17 protein-coding genes and 1 pseudogene are annotated in these 19,674 nt (G+C 75.4%); 9 read left to right on the plus strand and 9 right to left on the minus strand.

Translation table 11 applies throughout. The annotated features are described in order from the left end of the window. Positions 1-4 precede the first annotated feature (4 nt). From PH191_RS09055 to PH191_RS30070, 3 genes and pseudogenes are all read right to left on the minus strand, one after another. Positions 5-682: a response regulator gene (locus tag PH191_RS09055; protein WP_274194284.1), complete on the minus strand. Its 678-nt coding sequence runs from the start codon at positions 680-682 to the stop codon at positions 5-7. Beyond that, complete coding sequence (locus PH191_RS30065; protein ID WP_420791790.1) at positions 679-1,035, minus strand: sensor histidine kinase; 357 nt, start codon at positions 1,033-1,035, stop codon at positions 679-681. The genes PH191_RS09055 and PH191_RS30065 overlap by 4 nt, the downstream gene beginning before the upstream one ends. A 729-nt stretch (positions 1,036-1,764) precedes the next feature. Then, a pseudogene (locus PH191_RS30070) lies at positions 1,765-2,169 on the minus strand (PspC domain-containing protein); the annotation flags it as partial. Positions 2,170-2,230: 61 nt separating this feature from the next. Here PH191_RS30070 and PH191_RS09065 point away from each other — a divergent pair. After that, a complete protein-coding gene (locus PH191_RS09065; RefSeq protein ID WP_274194286.1) occupies positions 2,231-3,436 on the plus strand; it encodes a PspC domain-containing protein in 1,206 nt (401 codons plus the stop codon). Further along, positions 3,429-3,719: a hypothetical protein gene (locus tag PH191_RS09070; protein WP_274194287.1), complete on the plus strand. Its 291-nt coding sequence runs from the start codon at positions 3,429-3,431 to the stop codon at positions 3,717-3,719. The genes PH191_RS09065 and PH191_RS09070 overlap by 8 nt, the downstream gene beginning before the upstream one ends. 79 nt (positions 3,720-3,798) lie before the next feature. On the opposite strand, the gene PH191_RS09075 is transcribed toward PH191_RS09070, so the two are convergent. Further along, entirely contained in the window at positions 3,799-5,733 is a 1,935-nt protein-coding gene (locus PH191_RS09075) for a primary-amine oxidase (RefSeq protein ID WP_274194288.1), read from the minus strand. Between the two features lie 103 nt (positions 5,734-5,836). Next, entirely contained in the window at positions 5,837-7,294 is a 1,458-nt protein-coding gene (locus PH191_RS09080) for an APC family permease (RefSeq protein WP_274194289.1), read from the minus strand. 294 nt (positions 7,295-7,588) lie between these two features. On the opposite strand from PH191_RS09080, the gene PH191_RS09085 reads away from it, so the two are divergent. Continuing rightward, positions 7,589-9,034, plus strand: a complete 1,446-nt coding sequence (locus PH191_RS09085) for an APC family permease (RefSeq protein ID WP_274194290.1) — start codon at positions 7,589-7,591, stop codon at positions 9,032-9,034. Further along, a complete protein-coding gene (locus tag PH191_RS09090; RefSeq protein WP_274194291.1) occupies positions 9,031-9,762 on the plus strand; it encodes an IclR family transcriptional regulator in 732 nt (243 codons plus the stop codon). The genes PH191_RS09085 and PH191_RS09090 overlap by 4 nt, the downstream gene beginning before the upstream one ends. A gap of 50 nt (positions 9,763-9,812) precedes the next feature. On the opposite strand, the gene PH191_RS09095 is transcribed toward PH191_RS09090, so the two are convergent. Together PH191_RS09095 and PH191_RS09100 are read right to left on the minus strand one after the other, a co-directional pair. Further along, a complete protein-coding gene (locus PH191_RS09095) occupies positions 9,813-11,036 on the minus strand; it encodes an FAD-dependent monooxygenase (RefSeq protein ID WP_274194292.1) in 1,224 nt (407 codons plus the stop codon). Next, positions 11,033-12,205 carry a helix-turn-helix domain-containing protein gene (locus PH191_RS09100; RefSeq protein WP_274194293.1) on the minus strand — a complete coding sequence of 391 codons (1,173 nt, stop codon included), beginning with the start codon at positions 12,203-12,205 and terminating at the stop codon, positions 11,033-11,035. The genes PH191_RS09095 and PH191_RS09100 overlap by 4 nt, the downstream gene beginning before the upstream one ends. 107 nt (positions 12,206-12,312) lie before the next feature. Here PH191_RS09100 and ureA point away from each other — a divergent pair, with 107 nt between their 5' ends. From ureA to PH191_RS09120, 4 genes are read left to right on the plus strand one after another with little or no spacing between them, the layout of a single operon-like run. After that, positions 12,313-12,912, plus strand: coding sequence for an urease subunit gamma (ureA, locus tag PH191_RS09105; protein WP_274194294.1), 600 nt, complete (start codon positions 12,313-12,315; stop codon positions 12,910-12,912). Continuing rightward, positions 12,909-14,597 carry an urease subunit alpha gene (locus PH191_RS09110; protein WP_274194295.1) on the plus strand — a complete coding sequence of 563 codons (1,689 nt, stop codon included), beginning with the start codon at positions 12,909-12,911 and terminating at the stop codon, positions 14,595-14,597. Before ureA ends, PH191_RS09110 begins: the two co-directional genes overlap by 4 nt. Before the next feature lie 8 nt (positions 14,598-14,605). After that, on the plus strand, positions 14,606-16,279 hold the full coding sequence (locus PH191_RS09115; RefSeq protein WP_274194296.1) for an amidohydrolase: 1,674 nt from the start codon (positions 14,606-14,608) through the stop codon (positions 16,277-16,279). Further along, complete coding sequence (locus PH191_RS09120; RefSeq protein WP_274194297.1) at positions 16,276-17,607, plus strand: MFS transporter; 1,332 nt, start codon at positions 16,276-16,278, stop codon at positions 17,605-17,607. Before PH191_RS09115 ends, PH191_RS09120 begins: the two co-directional genes overlap by 4 nt. Here the strand turns inward: PH191_RS09120 and PH191_RS09125 are convergent. Next, on the minus strand, positions 17,585-17,956 hold the full coding sequence (locus PH191_RS09125) for a cupin domain-containing protein (protein WP_274194298.1): 372 nt from the start codon (positions 17,954-17,956) through the stop codon (positions 17,585-17,587). The two genes, PH191_RS09120 and PH191_RS09125, sit on opposite strands and share 23 nt — an antisense overlap. 73 nt (positions 17,957-18,029) lie before the next feature. Between PH191_RS09125 and PH191_RS09130 the strand changes: the two genes are divergently transcribed. Continuing rightward, positions 18,030-18,476, plus strand: a complete 447-nt coding sequence (locus PH191_RS09130; protein WP_274194299.1) for a MarR family winged helix-turn-helix transcriptional regulator — start codon at positions 18,030-18,032, stop codon at positions 18,474-18,476. Positions 18,477-18,546: 70 nt separating this feature from the next. Here the strand turns inward: PH191_RS09130 and PH191_RS09135 are convergent, their stop codons facing one another. Continuing rightward, on the minus strand, positions 18,547-19,668 hold the full coding sequence (locus tag PH191_RS09135) for an aminotransferase class I/II-fold pyridoxal phosphate-dependent enzyme (protein ID WP_337994054.1): 1,122 nt from the start codon (positions 19,666-19,668) through the stop codon (positions 18,547-18,549). Between the last annotated feature and the right edge of the window lie 6 nt (positions 19,669-19,674).

Below are 19,674 nucleotides of genomic sequence, written 5' to 3' on the forward strand. Positions count from 1 at the left end.
TCAGCTAGACCAGCCGGCGGTCGCTCGCCCAGCGCGAGAGCTCGTGACGGTTGGACGACTGCGTCTTGCGCAGGACGCTCGACACGTGGGTCTCGACCGTCTTCACCGAGATGACGAGCTCGGCGGCGATCTCCTTGTACGACCAGCCGCGGGCCAGCAGGCGCAGGACGTCGCGCTCACGGCGGGTGAGCTGGTCGAGCTCGGGGTCGACGACGCCGGTGGCGCCGGGCCGGTCGGCGAAGGCGTCGAGCACGAAGCCCGCGAGGCGCGGGGAGAACACGGCGTCGCCGGCGTGCACGCGCACGACGGCGTCGGCGAGCTCGTGGCCCGAGATGGTCTTGGTGACGTAGCCGCGCGCGCCGGCGCGGATCACCGAGATGACGTCCTCGGCGGCGTCGGACACCGACAGCGCCAGGAACACGACCTCCGGGTGGTCCGGCCGGGTGCGGGCGAGCACCGCGGCGCCACCGCCGTCGGGCATGTGCACGTCGAGCAGCACGACGTCGGGCCTGCGGTGGCCGATGACGGCGACGGCCTCGTCGACCGAGCCGGCCTCGCCCACCACGCTGACGGTGCGACGCGCCAGCGACTCGAGCTCGGCGCGCACCCCGCGCCGGAAGAGCGCGTGGTCGTCGACGATCACGACACTGACGGCGTCCTCCGGCGTGGCGGGCTCGCTCATCGGGTCTCCTCCTCGCTGACAGGGGTGGTGCTCGCGGTCCCGCGCCGGGCCCGGGGCAGGACGAGGCCGACCTCCGTGCCCGCGCCCGGCGAGCTGCGCAGCTGCACCTTCCCGCCGTGGCGGGCCATGCGGTCCTTGACCGAGCCGGCGAGTCCGCGCCGGTCGTCGGGCACCGCGTCCGGGTCGAACCCGCAGCCGCGGTCGCGCACGAAGATCTCCACCGTCTCGGGCTCCACCTCGGCGTAGACGTCGATCTCGTCGACGCCGGCGTGCTTGGCGGCGTTGACCATCGCCTCGCGGGCCGCCGCGACCAGTGCGGCGGTGTCCGGGTCGAGCGGGGCGTCGCCCACCACGACCGGCGCGACCCGTACCCCGTAGTCGTCCTCGACCTCGCCGGCGGCCGCGGCGAGGGTGGCCGCCAGCGTCGCGTCGGTCGCCGCGGCGGGGTGCCCGGTGTCGCCGCCGGGCGGGCCGTAGAGCCAGGCCCGCAGCTCGCGCTCCTGGCTGCGGGCGAGGCGGCGCACCTCGCGGCCGGAGGCGTCCTCGCCCGCCTGCTTCTGGATCAGCGCGAGGGTCTGCAGCACGGAGTCGTGCAGGTGCGCGGCGATGTCGGCGCGTGCCTGCCCGCGGATGCGCTCGGTGCGCTCGGTGCCGAGCTCGCGGACCAGGCGCAGCCACCACGGCACGGTGAGCACGACGACGCCGGCGAGGGTGGCGAGGGCCGCGAGAAGGCCGAACTGGACCTGGTCGAGGTCGATGTTGCCGAGCAGGAAGGCCGCGATCCCCGCGGTGACCAGGAGCGCGCCCGCCAGGGCACGCACGAGGCCGAGCTTCCCGCCGAGCCAGCGCGCGCGGCGCGTCGGGCCGGCGGCGACGCCGGTGCCGGTGTCGGCCTCCCGCCACACCAGGGCCACGCCCGCGAGCACCACCCCGAGCGGGACGGTCACCCAGCCGGAGAGCTCCCCGCCCAGCGCGGAGAGCACGAACGCGAGCCCGACCCCGAGCGTGGCGAGCCCCAGGCCCTGGCGGCGCTCGTTCGGCGGCAGCTCGCGCCGGACGCCACGGGGTTCGATGGGGCAGAACAGCCACAGCGCGGCGTAGGCGAGGAACCCGGCGCCGGACGCGGCCACCAGCAGCACGAACACCAGGCGCACGCGCAGGACGTCGACGCCCAGGTGGTCGGCGACCCCACCGGTGACGCCCGCGATCACCGATCCCTGCCGGCGGCGGCGGACACGCGAGAGGACGAAGGGCGCGGCCGGGTCAGTGGGTGCCGGGGCAGCGGGCACCGGCGCCTCGCTCACCGTGTCCACCTCCTCCACGGAGGCCGTCTCGTCCACGACCTCATCGTCACACGTGCGCGACCCCGGGCGGGCCTGCTCCGACCCCCGAGGTCCTCGGGGTCGTCTCGGGGTGGGGACCGGGGTGGCTCCCGGAGGTTTCGGGCCTCCGCGGCGGCCAGTGTCGACGTCATCGCCGGCTCGCACGGAGCCGACGGGGAACGACGGGCCGCGCAGACCGGCCCGATCGGCGAGGAGGATGAGGACGATGAGCAGTCCCGGCCAGGGGTCGCGGGCGCCGGCGGGTGCCGACGTCGGCGCGACCCTCCGCGAGATGTGGGCGACGCGCCCCGCCCGTCTCAAGGAGGACCGCAAGATCGCGGGCGTCGCCGCCGCGATCGCGCGGCGCTACGCCGTCGACCCGACGCTGGTGCGGGTCGGGTTCGTGGTCTCGCTGTTCTACGGGGTGGGCCTGCTGGTCTACCTCGCCGGCATCCTCGTGCTCCCGCGGGTCGACGAGACGGGCCGGCGCCGCGAGACGCCGGTGTGGGCGATCGTCATCGGGACGCTCCTGGGGCTCGCCGCGGTCGCCTCGGCGTTCTCCGGCGAGCTCGGCACGGTGATCGGCATCGTCGTCGCGGTCGGCCTGCTCTACGCGCTGCACCGCAGCCGCGGCCACCTGCGGGACCCGCAGCGGCCCGTCACGGTCGACGGGGTGACGCCCGCGGTCGAGCCCGGGGAGGCCCCGAAGCCGCCGTCGTGGGATCCGCTCGGCGCGGCCCCGTTCGCCTGGGACCTCCCGGAGCCCGCGGCGGCACCCGAGCCGCGGAAGCCCCGCTCGAAGGTCGTGCCCGTGACCCTCGGCGCCGCGATCGTCGCGGCCGGGATCGTCGCCCTGCTGGGCCTGCTCGGCCTGCTGCCGCTCGGCGCCACCGCGGTGCTCGGTACCGCCCTCGCCGTGGTCGGCGCGGGCCTGGTCGTCGGCGCCTTCCTGCACCGGGGACGCGGACTGATCATCGCGGCCGTGCCGCTCGCGCTCGTGCTGGTCGCCGCCGCGAACGGCGCCGGGAACGGCCCGTGGAACGACGACGACTTCCGCTTCGACGTGGACGGCGCCCCGGGCACCGTCCAGACCCTCGGCGACGCCTCCTGGGCGCCGATGATCGGCATGGTCGCCCCGGCGTACGAGACGGCCTTCGGCGACGCCGAGCTCGACCTGCGCGGCCTCGCCGCGACCCCGCCGGGGTCGCCGCCCGTCCGGACCGAGGTGTCGAGCGGCGCGGGCGACGTCACCGTCCTCGTGCCCGTCAACGCCGACGTCACCGCGACGTGCGAGAGCGGCGGCGGCACGGCGGAGTGCCTCGGCCGGGTCGACGGCCCGGTGACCGACCTCGGACCCGACGGCCCCGGCGGTCCGACGATCCAGCTGCAGGCCGTCAGCGGCGGCGGAGACGTGGAGGTGCGCCGTGGATGAGCGCCGACCCGGTGAGACCTTCACCGGCCAGCCCTACACCCCCGACCAGCCGTACACGATCCACCAGGACGTGGACACGATCGGCGGCGACGCCGGCGAGACCCCGGCCCGCCGGCCCGGGCCCGACCCGCTGGGCCTCGTGGCCGGCCTGGCCGCGATCCTCGTCGCCGTCCTCGCCCTCACCGGCACGATCGCGAGCGTCGACCCGCGCTGGGTCCTCGCCCTCGGCGCCGTCGGCATCGGGCTCGGCGTCCTCCTGGCGACCCTGCGCCGCCGCTCCTGAGAACGACAACTGGCTGGTATCGCTCGCACAGCGAGCGATACCAGCCAGTGATGCTGTGCAGGGTCAGGAGTGCCAGGACCTAGGAATGACAGTGCCCGTTCGACGACGGCGGGACGTCGAGCGTGGGGTTGCGGTCGAAGAACCCGACGGGCATCAGCCGGAAGCCGGCGTAGTCGACGGGCATGATCGGCCAGTCCTCCGGGCGCGGCACGTGCGTCAGGCCGAACGTGTGCCACAGGACGACGTCGGCGCCCCGGCCGTCCTCGTCGAGGGGGCGGTCGGCGGCGGTCCAGGTCGGCAGGCCCGCCCCGCCGGCGTGCTGGTTGACGTAGTCGCCGGCCGGATAGCGCTGGTCGGCGTCGTAGGCGGTGACCCAGAGGTGCTTCGTCGCGAAGGCGGCGCGGCCGGCGACGACGGAGCGGTCGTCGGCGAGCAGCGTCGGGCTCCCCTCGGAGTGCAGGGCGTACGCGACGGGGCGTCCGTGCCGGTTGGTCGACTCCGGGTTGATCACCTGCCAGGTGCGCCCGCGGCCCGGGTCGGCGAGGCGCTGGGCCTCGGCCTCGTGGGTCAGCCGCGTGCGGGACTCGGTGAAGGCGTTGCCCCAGGGGTTGTCCTCCCCCATCGGCAGGGCGACGGCCTCACACTCCTCGACGGCGTTGCGCTGGCCGTCGACGGCCATGTCCAGGCGTGCCGAGAACAGGTGCTGGTGGTACGGCAGGCCCAGCCCGGGCGCCACCTGCGTGGCGTACGGGTGCCCCTCGGACGGGTAGGCCGAGGTGAACGGGATGCCGGTCAGCTTCGACTCGCACGCGATCGTGCCGTCGAGGTAGAGGTACCAGTAGAAGCCGTAGTCGTAGTTGCCGATCGTGGTGAAGAACGAGATCACCATGCGGCGCTGCCGGCGGGTCTCCGACGCGTTGGTGAACAGGTCGGAGTGCTTCCAGAGGATCCCGAAGTCCTCCTCGTGCAGGCAGATCGCGTTGGTGATCGTGCGCGGCGACCCGTCGTCGTCGGCCACGACGACGTCCATGTACCGGATCTCGCCGAGGCAGTCGCAGCCGAGCTCGAGCGAGTTCGCGTAGCGGGCGAACATGTACTCGCCGGCGTCGAAGTAGTTCTGCCAGAACCGCACGGGCGACGGGTCGGCGTAGGGCACCACCATCTCCGCGATCGACGCCCGGTAGACCACCGGCCGGCCGTGGATGCCGATCTGGTGCAGGGTCAGGCCCTCGCGCTCGTTGAACCCGATGCGCAGGTCCCAGCCCTCCCAGCGCAGCCGGTTGCCCTCGAGGGAGAAGCTGACGCCCTCGGGCTGGGTGATCTCGATGGGCTTCAGGGTGGTGCGTTGCGGCCCGACCTGCTCGGGGTCGTCGAAGTTGCCCGGCTCGTCGGGCACCGGCAGCGGCGTGTGGTCGACGACGCGGGACACCTCGCGGGCGACGAGGTCGACGTAGGCGACGACACCGTCGACGGGGTGGGCCCACGGCGAGTCCTTCTCGTGGTCCTGGCGGAACCCCAGCACCCGCGCCATGCGGCGCCCGGTCTCCTCCGGGTAGTAGGCACCGGCCGAGAGCGGCACGGCGCGGACCGTCGCCGGGTCGATGCCGCGGCGCCGCAGCGCGTCGCACCACTCGGTCGAGGCCAGGACGATCTCTTCCATGATCTCGAACTCGGAGTCGATGATCGGGAGCTGGCCGCTGGTGGCGGGGTCGAGCTCGACCGCCGAGTCGATCTCGCCGCGGGACGCGGAGACGACGACGTCGCGCGAGGGTGCGCCGCTCATGTCGAGCAGCAGGACGCGGAAGCGCCGGTCGACGCGGTCGCCGTCGGTGTGGGCGAGGACGGCCGCCTTGTCGGGCTCCTCGAGCCCGGCGAAGCAGTAGCGGACGGAGTCGCCGAGCAGCCCGGCGTCGGCCAGCACCTCGCGGACGGCCCGGAACTCCTCGGTCGTGGCCAGGTCGAGCGGGTGGGTGGCGGCGCCGGTGTCGATGTTCGCGGGGGCGGTGGCGGTCACGGGGTCCACTCCTTGTCGGTGCGGGTGACGGTGCGGGTCTCGGTGCGGGTCTCGGTGCGGGTCTCGGTGCGGGTCTCGGTGCGGGTGACGGTCGGGCGGGCCATCACGCGTTCTCGCGTGGCAGGACGGGCGGCGTCAGGTCGGCGGGACCGTCGGGTGCATCCGTGCCCCGCGCGCCGACGACGACGCCCACGAGGGTGACGACGACGAGCACGGCACCGATGCCCAGCGCCAGCCCCGTGGACCCGCCGATCAGCGTCGGGAAGTTGCCGATCGTGAGCACGAGGCAGACGAGCAGCCCCAGCAGTCCCAGGGTCGGGGCGATGCGCGTGTGCCACATCCGCCGATCGGCCCCACTCCGGGCGAAGAACACAAGGACGGCGAGGCACGTCATCACCATGAGGACGAGGACGCCGAGCGTCGCGGTGCCCGCCATCCAGGCGAAGACCTGGGCGACCGGGTCCAGGCCGGCCACCGCGAAGATCACGACGAACACCAGCGCCAGCCCGCTCTGCGCGAGCGAGGCGATGTGCGGGGATCCGTGGTGCTCGTGGGTGCGGCCGCAGGCCGCCGGGAACGCGCGGTTCTGACCGAGGGCGAACCAGTAGCGCGCGGCGACGTTGTGGAACGCGAGGATCGCGGCGAACAGGCTGGTGACCAGCAGGATCGTGACGATGTGCCCGCCGACCGGGCCGAGCCAGTTGGTCGCGGTGGAGACGAGGAAGGTGCCGGGGTTCGCGCCGGCCTCGGCGACGGCGGCCTCGTCGCCCCAGGCGGAGACGATGGCCCAGCTGGACACCGCGTAGAAGATGCCGATGATGACGAGCGCGAGGTAGGTGGCGCGCGGGATCGTGCGCTGCGGGTCGCGGGCCTCGTCGCGGAACACCGCGGTGGCCTCGAAGCCGATGAAGCTCGCGATCGCGAACATGATCGCGATGCCGACCGCGCCGGAGGCGATCTGGCCGGGATCGAAGACAGCCGTCGAGAGCCCCTCGGGGCCGCCGCCCTGGCCGATCACCACGACGTCGAGCACGACGACGATCGCGATCTCGGCGAGGAGCAGCACGCCGAGCACGCGGCTCGAGAGCTCGATGCGGCGGTAGCCGAGCACGGCGACGACGAGGATCACCGCGATCGTCCACACGTACCAGGGGATGCTCGGGCCGCCGTAGCTGGTGACCAGCTCGTCGAGCGCCGCGCCGATGTACCCGAGGACCGCGAGCTGGACCGCGGTGTAGGTGGCCAGGGCGAGGAACGCCGCGCCCATCCCGAGCGGGCGCCCGAGACCGTGGCGCACGTAGGTGAAGAAGGCGCCGGCGTCGGGGACGTGCGGGCTCATCGCGCAGAACCCGACGGCGAAGAGCAGGAGCACCACCGCGCAGAGCACGAAGGTGGCGGGGAAGGCGGCGCCGTTCCCGGCCCCGACCCCCAGCGGGATGGTGCCCGCGATGACGGTCAGCGGGGCGGCCGCCGCGACGACCATGAAGACGATGGAACCGACCCCGAGGGTGCCGGACAGGCGTGTGGCGGGCGCGGGCGCGGATTCGGTGGGCGCGGCCATGGCGACTCCCGGGAATCGGAGGAAAGGGGCCGACGAGAATGTCGCGGGTCACGTTTGCGGAGGCGTTCCCGCGGGGTCAACCCCTCGTTGAGCTGCACGGGGCCCGGGGAGATCCCGACTCCCACGAATCCGCGTCGTGACCTTCGGCCGTTCTCCGAACGGAGATCGGCCATTCGCGCGGAGCCCTCCGAATGAGAATCGCGACGGGCCGTTTCTCGTTCGGGGGACGAGTTCGTCGCCGTGGCGGGGCTCCGGCCCTACGGTGACGGGCGTGCCGACGCCCGGAGGTCCGCCGTGACGCGCATCCCCGTGCTGCGGTCGCGCTCGCCGGTGGCCGGGCTGCGCCGCCGCTCCCTGCGCCCGCCGGGTGTCTTCGCCCAGTCCGTGGCCACCACCGCCCCGGCCGGAGCGATGGCCTCGACGCCGCTGCTCGTCATCGCCGCCGCCGGCAACGGCGCGCTCTGGTCGTTCGCGATCGCCGCCGTCCTGGTCGGGCTCGTCGCCGCGTGCATCACGGTGTTCGCGCGACGGATGGCCGCTGCCGGCGGGCTCTACAGCTTCACCGCGCAGGGGCTGGGCCCCGGCGGCGCCTACGCGTGCGCGGTGGCGATGGTCGTGGGGTACGGGATGCTCGTCGCCGTCACGTTCGCCGGCGCCTCCTGGTACGGCGGCGCGCTCGTGGCCCGGCTCGCGGGGGGCAGCGACGCGCTCGCGGCCGGCGCCGGCGTCGCGCTCGTCGTCGTCCTCGCGGTCACCGTGGCGGTCTGCGCGGTCCGGGGTGTCCGTCTGGCCGGGCGGGTGATGCTGGTGATCGAGGCCGTGTCGATCGGTCTCATCCTCGTCGTGCTCGTCGCGCTCGCGCTGACCACGGCCCCCGGCACGCCAGCTCCGGTGGGGGCGGGGCCCGGGCCGGGGGGACTCGATCTGGGCGGCATCGCGGTCGGCGTGCTGCCCGCGCTGGCCGCGTTCATCGGGTTCGACAGCGCCGCGTCGCTGGGCGTCGAGGCCCGCAGACCGTTCGCGTCGATCCCCCGGGCGATCACCGCGACGGCCGCGGTGGCCGCCGTGCTCTACCTCGTGGCGACGCTCGTGCAGCTGGCCACGCCCGGCGGCGCGGGCCGCGCCACGAGCCCGACCTCGGGCGTCCCGGCGACCGTCGGGGACCTCAGCTGGGCCTCCGTCCTCATGGACATCGGCATCGTGGCCTCCTTCGGCGCGTGCGCGCTCGCCGCGGTGAACACCTTGGTGCGCGTGCTGTTCTCGCTGGCCCGCGAGGGTGTGGCGCCCGCGGCGCTCGGGCGCACCCACCGTCGCCACCTGACCCCGGCCGTCGCCGTGTGGGTCACGGTCCCGGTGCCGGCGGCCGTGGTGGTGGTCGGCACCGCCGCCGGCGTCGCGCCCGCGACGGTGTTCGGTGGCCTCGTCGCGGTGGCCACCCTCGGCTTCCTCGCCGCCTACCTGCTGGTGTGCCTCGCCGCACCCCGGTTCCTCGCCCGGATCGGCGAGCTCACCGGCGGGGTCGTCGTGGTCTCGGTGCTCGCGTCGGCCGCGCTCGTCGCCACCGTGGTCGTGGTGGTGGTCCACGCGAGCACCGGCCTGTTGATCACCCTGGCGGGCCTGCTCGTCGTCGGCGTCGGGGGCTGGTTCGTGCTGCGCCGGCGACGCGGGCCGGCCCTGCAGGGCATGGGCGTGTACGACGAGACCACCACCGCCGACGTCCTCGCCGCGGGACCCCGGTGACCTCGCCGATCAGCGGGCGGCAGCCCCAGGCGGTGCGGAGCGCGCTGCTCATCCTCGAGGAGGTGGCCGCGGCCGGGGTCGGCGTCACCGCCAAGGAGATCTCCGCCGCGCTGCGGATCCCGCCGGCCACGACCTACCGGCTGCTCAACCTGCTCGTCGCCGAGGAGTACCTCGTGCGGCTGCCCGACCTCGGCGGCTTCGCGCTCGGGCGGCGCATCGCGAACCTCGCGCCCGCGGCCCTGTCCGCACCGACCGCCGCGCGCGACGTGATGCGCCGGCTGCGCGAGCGCGTCCGCTGGGGCGCCCACCTCGTCGCCTACGACCGGCACCGGTTCCTGTTCGTCGACCCCGACCCCGACCACCCGCCGACCGACGCCGACGAGCTCGCCCGCCACCCGCACGCCAACGGGCTCGGGCGCCTGCTGCTCGCGGAGCACGACGAGCTCCCCGACGGCCCGCTCGCCCGCCTGACCCCGCGCACGGTGGTCGACCGCGACGAGCTCAAGTCCGCGCTCGTCGACGTCGCGCGCACCGGCCTCGCCCGCCAGTGCGGGGAGTTCCACGCCGCCCTCGGCTGCCTCGCCGTCGCGGTCCGTGCGCCGGGCGACGGCCGCCTCGTCGCGGGCCTCGCCCTCACCGGCCCCGCCGACCGCGTCGCGGCGCCGAACACCGAGCTCATCGAACTCCTCCGCGAGCACGCGGCGGAGCTGGCCCCGCTGCTCGCCTGAGTGCAAGCCCTGCGTCCACGCTTGCATTCAACGCTAGGAAATCCGCTTCGTCAGGGCGCGCCGGCCGCGATCACGGGCACCGGCGCCGGCACGTCGACGCGGTTGCGCCGCCCCGCGAGCCGCGGGAAGCCCGGCAGGCGGGACAGCGCGCGCAGCACCGGCGGCGGCCCGGGGTCCCCGCTGCCGATGCGCTCGGCCGCGGCGCGCTCCGTGCGCACCTGGGCCCGCTGCTCGCGCTCGACGGCCGGGCGGCGCGCGGCCTCGAGGCCCGCGGCGGCGTCGTCGAGCTGGCGCAGCGACGGTGGCCGCCGACGCAGGGGACCGACGAGACGGTTGGCGAGGTCGGCCGCGTCGGCGAGCGCGAGGTTGATCCCGTTGCCCCCCACCGGCGAGACCACGTGCGCGGCGTCGCCGAGCAGCACCAGCCCGGGCCGCGTCCAGCGCTCGACGGTGGTGATGCGCACGGGGAGCAGGGTGAGGTCGGCGACGTCGCCCAGGTCGTCGAGGCGCCCGGCCAGCCACGGCAGGGCTCCGACGGCGGCGTCCCGCAGCGCGGACACCCCGCGGGCGCGGACCTCGGCGAGCGTCCCGGCGCGGATCGTCCACCCGAGCTGCCAGTCGCCGCCCTGGTCGAGCAGCGCGACGCTGCCGGTCGGCGTGCCGAACAGGTCAAGGCCCGAGTACGACGGGTCGTCGTCGCGGCGCGGCAGGGCGTGCCAGAGGATGTCGAGGCTCGCGCCCAGCTCGGTGGCCGCGAGCCCGGACGTCGCCCGCACCTTGGAGTTCCGCCCGTCGGCGCCGACGACCAGGGCCGCGTCGAGGTGGTGCTTCGCGGCGTCGACCGTGTACTCGACGCCGCTCACGCGTCCCTCGGCGTCGTGGCGCAGCGACGAGAACCGCGCTGCCATGTGCACCGTCGCCCCGTGCGCGCGGGCCCGGGCGGCGAGCCACGGCAGGAACTCGGCCTGCGGGATCAGCGCGTAGAACGGGAAGCGCGTGCTCGCGCCGCGGTAGTCGACGAGCGTCCAGGTGCGCGACGCCGTGTGCCAGCGGAAGGCGTCGGAGCGGGTGTGCGGCACCTCGGCGAGCAGCGGTTCCGCGAGCCCGAGCCCGTCGAGGTACTCGAGCACCCCGGGCGCGAGCGTGTCGCCCCGGAAGCGGCGGGCGAAGTCGTGCCGGGACTCCAGCAGCGTCACCGACGCCCCGCCCCGGGCGAGCAGGTAGGTCAGGAGCACTCCGGCAGGACCGCCGCCGACCACCACGACATCGCTCATTCCACGACGATACCTCTCGATGATGGAGATATCTCGGCGCAGGCGAGCGCGAGCAGCAGGACCGCGGTGTCCGCCGGGACGGTCGGGTCCCGCCCGGTGAGCCCGGCGACGCGGCGCAGGCGGTTCAGCACGGTGTTGCGGTGGCAGAACAGCGACGCGGCGGTGTCGGCCACCGCTCCGTCGACGGCGAACCGGCGCACCGTCCCGAGCAGTCGTTCCCGCTCCGCCGCAGGCACGCCGGCCAGGCCGCCGAGCTCGCCCACCACGAGGTCGGGCCCGACGTCGCCGAGGCGGGCCGCGGCGAGCGGGAGCCAGGCGGAGGCGAGGGTGCGGGGCTCGGCGGGACCACCCGCCGTGACGTCGGCGAGCTCGCCCGCGAGCCGGGCCCGGCGCGGGACGTCCGCGAGGCCGTGCGCGGTCGGCGCCACCCCGCAGCGCACGCCCTCGAAGGCGGCCCGCACCGGCGCGCCGTCCGGCCCCTCCCAGCGCGCGAGCAGCACGCTGTGCCGGCCGGTCGGCTGCACGTGCACCGGGCGTCCGCCGGCGGCCAGGCGATCCGCCGCCCGCCGGAGTGCGGCCGCGTCCTCCCCCGCCGCCGCGGCGACGAGGACGTCGTCCCCGGCGTCGAGCCCCAGCGCGATCGCGGCCCGCCGGACGTCCTCCGGAGCGGGGTCGTCGGCCGCGAGGAGCGCCCCGACGAGCGCCGTCCGCTCACCCTGGCGCTCCCGGGCCAGCACCGCCTCCTCCTCCAGGTACGCGAGCCGGATGCGGGACGAGTAGTCCTCGACGACGGTCCACACGGTCTGGACGCGCTCGACCAGCAGCGCCGCCTCGTCCGGCGTCGCCCGCGCGCGCAGCGCCTCCCACAGCACGCCGAAGTCCTGGCGGACCGCGGTGAGCAGGTCGTCGAGCGGCACGCCCCGGCGCGCCCGGTCCCGGCCGATCGCCGGCCCCACCTCGGCCAGCCGGTCCGGCACGGCGCGCCCCGCGAGGCGCCCGAGCAGGTAGGCGAACGTGTCGTCGGCGTCGGCGTCGAGCCGCTCGGCGGGGACGAGGCCCCGCCCGTAGGCCGGGACGGTGCGGACCCGGTCGACGAAGGCGACCCGCAGCGCGTCGGCGTCGTCGCGCACGCGCTCCACGAGATCCCGCCAGCGACGGTCGTTGTGCATCTGCCCAACCTAGGGCGCACGAGACGCGACGAGGACGCCTTCCGTGCGGGAGACGATCCGGGCACGCTCGAACGCTCATCACCCGAGACCGTCACCGGAGAGACGCCGTGCACCTCACCCCCCGCGAGCAGGAGAGGGTGCTGCTGCACAGCGCGGCCGAGCTCGCACGCCGCCGCCTCGCGCGGGGTGCCCGGCTCGGGGCGTCCGAGGCGGTCGCGCTGGTGTGCGACGAGGTCTGCGAGCTGGCCTGGGACGGTCACGACCTCGACGAGGTCGTCCGGCGGGCGCACGAGATCGTCGGGCCCGACCAGGTACTCGAGGGCGTCGCCACGACCGTGCCGTCGGTGCAGGTCGAGGCGCTCTTCCCGCACGGCACGACCCTCGTGCACGTCGACCGGCCGTTCGGGCCCCCGACGGCCGAGGGGCCCGGCGCCGTCCGCCCCGCCGCCGGGACGGTCGAGCTCGCCCCGGGCCGGGCCCGCTGCGGGGTCCGCCTGCACAACGAGGGCGACCAGCCGGTCTGGGTCACCTCGCACGTCCCGCTCGACCGGCTCAACCGCCGGCTCCGCGTCGAGGTCGACGACAGCGACGACAGCGCCGACCCCGCGCGCCTGCGCCTCGACATCGCCGCCGGGACGGCGCTGCGGGTGGAGGCCGGGACGACGCGGGCGGCGACGGCCGTGCGACTGGGAGGTGCCGCCCGGTGAGCTCCCTCGACCGCACCGAGTACGCCCGGCTCTACGGCCCGACGGCCGGCGACCGCGTGCGCCTCGGCGACACCGACCTGTGGGTGGAGGTGGAGGCCGACGACACCGAGCCCGGCGAGGAGATGCTCGGCGGCTGCGGCAAGACCGCCCGCCAGGGCGCGCTGGTCACCGACCGCGCGCCCCGCGACAGCGCCCTCGACATGGTCGTGCTGGGCGTCCTGCTGCTCGACCCCGTCCTCGGGATCCGCAAGACCTCGATCGGCATCGCCGAGGGGCGCGTCGTCGGCGTGGGCCGTGCCGGCAACCCGGACGTCCAGGACGGCGTCGAGCTCGTCGTCGACGCCCACACCGCGATGGTGCCGGGCGAGGGCCTGATCGCGACGCCGGGTGCCGTGGACTCCCACGTCCACCTCTCCAACGCCGACCTCGTCCCGGCCGCGCTGTCGGCCGGGGTGACGACGCTGGTCGGTATGGGCATCGGCGGCGTCTGGGACGTCGGCGCCAACCCCGCGCCCAACCTGCACACGCTCATGGCCTCCTGGACCGGCGCGCCGGTCAACGCCGCGTTCCTCGCCCGCGGGTCGTCCGGTTCGGCCGAGCTCCTGGAGCGGGCGGTGCTCGCCGGGGCGGGCGGGTTCAAGGTCCACGAGGACTGGGGCGCGGGCCCGGACGCCGTCGACACCTGCCTGGGCGTCGCCGAGCAGGCCGACCTCCCCGTCGCCCTGCACACCGACACGCTGAACGAGTCCGGCTTCCTGGAGGACACGCTCGACGCCGTGGGCGGGCGGACCGTGCACGCGTACCACGTCGAGGGCGGCGGTGGGCATCCCGATCTGCTGCGCGTCGTCGGCCGGGACTCCGTCCTGACCTCCTCGACCACGCCCACCCTCCCGCTCACCGCGGCGACCGTCCGCGAGCTGGGCCCGATGACGATGACCGTGCACCGCGGGCACCCCGACCTGCCCAGCGACCGGACCATCGCCGCGAGCCGCATCCGTGAGCACGCCATCGCGGCGGAGAACCGGCTGCACGACGACGGCGCCATCTCGATCATCAACTCGGACGCGCTCGGCATGGGCCGGATCGGCGAGACCGTGCGCCGCACCTGGCAGCTGGCCCACGTGCAGGCCCACCTCGCCGGCGAGACGGGGCCGGACGTCGCGAACAACGCGCGGGTCCTGCGCTACCTCGCCAAGCTCACGCACAACCCGGCCGTCGCGCACGGGCTCGCCGGGCACGTCGGCTCGCTGCGGGCCGGCCGGGTCGCCGACATCGTCCTGTGGTCGCCCGCCTGGTTCGGGGCGGTGCCCGAGCTGGTGATCAAGTCCGGGTTCGTCGCCTGGGGTGCGGCCGGGTCGGGGTCGGGCTCGACGCGTCTCGGTCAGCCCCGCCGGATGCGCGGCTTCCACGGGGCTCGCGGAGGTGCGCCCGCGCGTCTGTCCCACCAGTTCGTCGCCGCCGCGTGCCTCGACGACCCGGCCAAGCGGGCCGCCCTACCGGTCGGGCCGCGCTACACCGCGATCACCGACAGCCGGGGCCTCGGCGCCGCGGACATGCTGTTCAACACCGCGACACCGGACGTCGAGATCCCCAGCGAGCCGGCCCCGGTCCGGGTCGACGGCCGCGAGGTGCCGCTGCACCACGCCGTCGACCTGCCCCTGACCCGCCTGCACCACCTGGCGTGAGGAGAGCCGTGGCCCGCGACCTGGAGATCGACCTGCTGGTGCGCGACGCCGACGTCCGCACCCTCGACGACGCCGTCCCCCGCGGGCGGGCCGTCGCGGTGCACCAGGGCCGGGTCGTCGCCGTGCTGGAGGACGACGAGCTCCCGGCCGGGGTGCGCGCGCGCCGCGTCGCGAGCGCCGGGGGCGCGACGGTGGTGCCCGGGTTCGACGACGCCCACCAGCACACGGCCTGGTTCGGGCAGTCGCTCGCCGAGATCCCGCTCGGCGGCCTGCGCGACCTCGACGCCGTCTACGACGCGGTCGCGGCGCGGGCGGCCGAGCTCCCGCCCGACGCGTTCGTCGTCGGCAGCGGCTACGACGACGTCGCGCTGAGCGGCTCGCCGGACCGGCGCGCGCTCGACCGCGCCGGGGGAGGGCGGCCGGTGTGGCTCAAGCACCGCTCCGCGCACGTCTGCGCGGTGTCCACCGAGGTCCTGGCGCGGGCCGGGGTGCTGGACGGGAAGGCCGTCGTCCCCGCCGGCGGCGTCATCGTCCGCGACGACACCGGCGACCCCACCGGCGTCCTGCTCGAGGCCGCGCAGGCGCTGGCCGGCGACCTCCTGCGGCCCTACGGCGTGCCGGACCTGGCCGACGCGATCGCGCGGGCCACCGCCGTCTTCGCGCAGGAGGGCCTCACCCACGTCACCGAGGCCGGGATCGCCGGCGGGTGGATCGGGCGCTCGCCGCGCGAGCTCGCCTCCTACCAGCTCGCCCGCGATCGCGGGGACCTCGCCGTGCGGGTCGACCTCATGCCCGAGATCTCGGTGCTGCACGACGCGCCCGGTGGGGCCGGGCGGGGCCTCGACCTCGGGCTGCGGCCGGGGCTCGGCGACGGCGAGCTCCGCGTCGGACCCGCGAAGATCTTCTTCGACGGGGCCCTGAGCTCGCGCACCGCGGCGATGCGGGCGCCCTACGCGGATCGCGACCACGCCGGCTACCTCGGCGCCGAGCCCGAGGCCCTGCACGAGGCCCTCGTCGAGGCCGTCGCCGGCGGTTGGACCGTCGCCGCGCACGCCATCGGCGACCGGGCCGTGGACGCCGCGCTCGACGCCTTCGCCGCGGCCGCCGACCGGCCCTGGCCCGGCGCGCGCCCGCCCCGGCACCGCCTCGAGCACGCCGGGGTCGTCGACGACGCGGCCCTCGCGCGCCTGGCCGCCCTCGGCGTCACGCCGGTCCCGCAGGCCCGGTTCCTGTACGAGATCGGCGACTCGATGGCCGCCGCCGTCGGCGACGACCGTGCCGACCTGCTCTACCGCCACGCGTCGTTCCTGCACGCCGGCCTGCGGGTACCGGCGAGCTCGGACCGGCCGTGCGTCGCCGACGGGCACCCCCTGCGCGGGATGCAGTCGATGGTGCAGCGGCGCACCGCGACGGGCCGGACGCTGGGCGCCGACGAGGCCGTCGACGTCGAGACCGCGCTGCGCGCCTACACCGTGGACGCCGCCTGGGTCGCCGGTGACGAGGACGTCCGCGGGCGGCTCGCGCCCGGCCTCGCCGCCGACCTCGTCGTCCTCGGCGAGGACATCACCCGCGTCGACACCGACCGCATCGGCGACATCGAGGTCGTCGCCACCCTCCGCGGCGGACGCGCCACCCACGGCGCGGGCGCCCTGGGGCTGCCGCCCGACGGAGATCCCTCATGAGCGACACCGCACCCGCCCCCACCCCCGCCGACGCCCGCCGCGTCGCCGTCGGCGCCTTCGTCGGCACCGCGCTGGAGTGGTACGACTTCTTCCTCTACGGCACCGCCGCGTCCCTGGTGTTCAACCGGCTGTTCTTCGCCACCGACGACGCCGTGGTCGCGACCCTCGCCGCGTTCGCCTCCTTCGCCGTCGGGTTCGCCGCGCGCCCGCTCGGCGGGATCATCTTCGGCCACCTCGGCGACCGCATCGGGCGGCGCGCCTGCCTGCTGATCACCGTGGTCATGATCGGCATCGTCACCGGGCTCGTCGGCGTGCTGCCCGACTTCGCCGACATCGGCATCGCGGCGCCGGTGCTGCTGACCCTCCTGCGCCTGCTGCAGGGCGTCGCGGTCGGGGGGGAATGGGGCGGGGCGATCACCCTCGCCGTCGAGCACGCGCCGCCGGAGAAGCGCGGGCGGTACGCGGCGATGCCCCAGATCGGCTCGCCCGTCGGCACGCTGCTCTCGTCCGGCGCGTTCCTGCTCGTGGCGCTGCTGCCGCCCGAGGACTTCGACTCCTGGGGCTGGCGGCTCCCGTTCCTCGCGGCGTTCCCGCTGGTCGCCGTGGCCCTGTGGCTGCGCCGGCGCGTCGAGGAGTCGCCGCTGTTCGACCGCCTGCTCGCCGAGGACGCCCGCGCGTCCGCCCCCGTCCGCGAGGTGATCACCGGCGCGTGGCCGGGCCTGCTCGTCGGCGCGGGGTCCGCGCTGCTCGGGGTCGGCGGCTTCTACCTCGCGACCACGTTCGTCATCAGCTACGCCACCGGCGACCTCGGGCTGCCGCGGCCGCTGGCGCTGGGCGCGACGCTCGTCGCCGCCGTGGTGGAGATCGGCGTGCTCGTCCTGGGCGGACGGCTCGCGGAACGCTTCGGGTCGGCGCGGGTGACGGTGGTCGGAGGTGTCGCCTCCGCCGTCGTCGCGCTGCCGATGTTCTGGCTCCTCGACACCCGCAACGCCACCGCGGTCGTGCTCGGCGTGACGCTCGGGGTCGCGATGCTCTCGATCCCGTACGCGGTCTCCGGCGACCTGCTCGCCCGGCTCTTCCCCGCGCGCCTGCGCTACAGCGGCATCGCGCTCGCCGCCAACCTCGCGGGGATCGTGTCCGGCTTCGTCCCCCTCGTCGCCACCGCGGTGCTCGCGGCGGCCGGTGGCGGCTCGTGGGCGCCGGGGCTCCTGCTGGTGGGGATCGCGCTGATCACCGTGGTGAGCGGGATGGTGGCGCCGCGGCTCTACGTGCCGGAGGGCGAGCTGTCGTTCGAGGACGGCCGGCCTACTGCGCCCAGGGAGGCGTGAGGCGCGACCCGTCGGCGAGCTCGGCCTCCAGACCGGGCGAGGTGGTGACCCAGACCGACGCCGTCGTCGTCCCGCCGTCGACGCGCAGCTCGGCGCGGGCCGGGACGAGGACGACGTCGCCGGCGGCGACCGTCTCGGCGTGGCCGTCGAGGACCACGGTCAGGTCGCCGTCGAGCACCAGGAGCACCTCCTCGCGGCTCGGGCGGTGCGGCGCGCCGACCTGGTGCGGCGGCACCTCCAGGCGCCAGGCGCAGAGCTCGGCACTTCCGCGCGACGGGGCGACGAGGGCGTGGAAGGACGCGCCGTGCACCTCGTGGCGGACGGCGTCGGCGGGGCGGAGGACGGGCATCGGGACTCCTCGGTCTGGTCAAGTTGATTGACCACATGGTCAGCCTGCTTGACCGGTGTGTCAAGGTGCGGGCGTGGACGACCGCGCTGCCACCGACCTGGCCATGCTCGTGCTGCGCGCCGCCACCGAGGTGGTCGACGGTATCCAGGAGGGCATGGCCGCCCGCGGGTACGACGACCTGCGCCCCGCCCACGGCTTCGCGTTCGCCCGCATCGCGGCGGCGGACACCACGGTCGTCGACCTCGCCGAGCACCTGGGGACGACGAAGCAGGCCGCGAGCCAGCTCGTCGCGGGGCTCGTCGACCGGGGCTACGTCGTGCGCGAGCCCGATCCCCGCGACGCCCGTGCGCGGTTGCTGCGGCTGACCGAGGCGGGCGAGGCGTGCACCCGCGCGGCGGAGGCGGCGGCCGCCGACGTCGTCGCCGGCTGGAACGAGGTGCTGCCCCGGGCGTCGCTCGGCGCGCTGCACGCGATGCTGCGCCGCGTCGTCACCCCGGGGCCGCTGCGCCCGGCGTGGTGACCAGCCGCGAGTGATCGACGGAAGAATACGGACGCTCACCGTCAGCGACGGTCCGCCGCTGACACGGAGCTCAGAGCTTGCGCAGCCTCAGCAGCGCATCGGCGAGGATCTCGTCGCGCTTGCAGCACGCGAAGCGGACCTGGGTCTCGACGCCCTCGGGCGAGGCGTGGAAGACCTGGTTCGGGACGGCCGCGACGCCGACGCGCTCGGGCAGCGAGCGGCAGAACTCGAGCGAGTCGGTGACGCCGAGGGGCGCGACGTCGGCGGTGACGAAGTACGTCGCCTTCGAGTGGAACACCTCGAGGCCCAGCTCGCGCAGGCCGTCGGTCAGCAGGTCACGCTTGCGTCCGAGGTCGGCGCCCAGGGCCGCGAGCCGGCTGTCGGGCAGCTCGAGCCCCGCGACGATGCCGTGCTGCAGCGGCGTGCCGGCGGCGAAGGAGAACCATTGCTTGACCCCGAGCACCGTCGCCACGAGGTCGGCGGGCCCGGTCGCCCAGCCGATCTTCCAGCCGGTGACCGAGAACGTCTTGCCGCCCGAGCCGACGGTGATCGTGCGCTCGAACATCCCGGGCAGCGTGGCGATCGGGACGTGCACGTCGTCGTCGAACACGAGGTGCTCGTAGACCTCGTCCGACAGCACGATCAGGTCGTGCTCGATCGCGACGTCCGCGACGGCCTGCAGCTCGTCGCGCGAGAGCACCGCGCCCGTGGGGTTGTGCGGCGTGTTGAGCACGATCATCTTCGTCCGCCCGGTCACCGCCGCTCGCAGCGCGTCGGCGTCCAGCGCGTAGTGGGGCGCGTGGATCCGGACGGGCACGAGCGTCGCGCCGAGCAGCGCCGCCGTCGCGCCGTAGAGGTCGTAGTACGGCTCGAGCGCGATCACCTCGTCGCCCGGCCGCAACAGCCCGGTCATCGCCGACGAGAGCGCCTCGGACGCGCCCGAGCACACCACGACCCCGCCGTCGGCCGCGACGTCGAGGCCGTACCAGCGGCGCTGGTGCTCCGCGATCGCCGTGCGCAGCGAGGCGATGCCGACCGCCGGCGGGTACTGGTTCCACCCCTTGTGCATGGCGGCGACGGCGGCGTCGACGACCTCGTGCGGGCCCGGCGTGTCCGGGAAGCCCTGGCCGAGGTTGATCGCGTCGTGCTCGAGCGCCAGCCGGGACATCTCACTGAAGATCGTCTCGGCCACTAGTGG

The sequence above is a fragment of the Actinomycetospora callitridis genome (assembly GCF_028737265.1).
Classification (GTDB): Bacteria; Actinomycetota; Actinomycetes; order Mycobacteriales; family Pseudonocardiaceae; genus Actinomycetospora; species Actinomycetospora callitridis.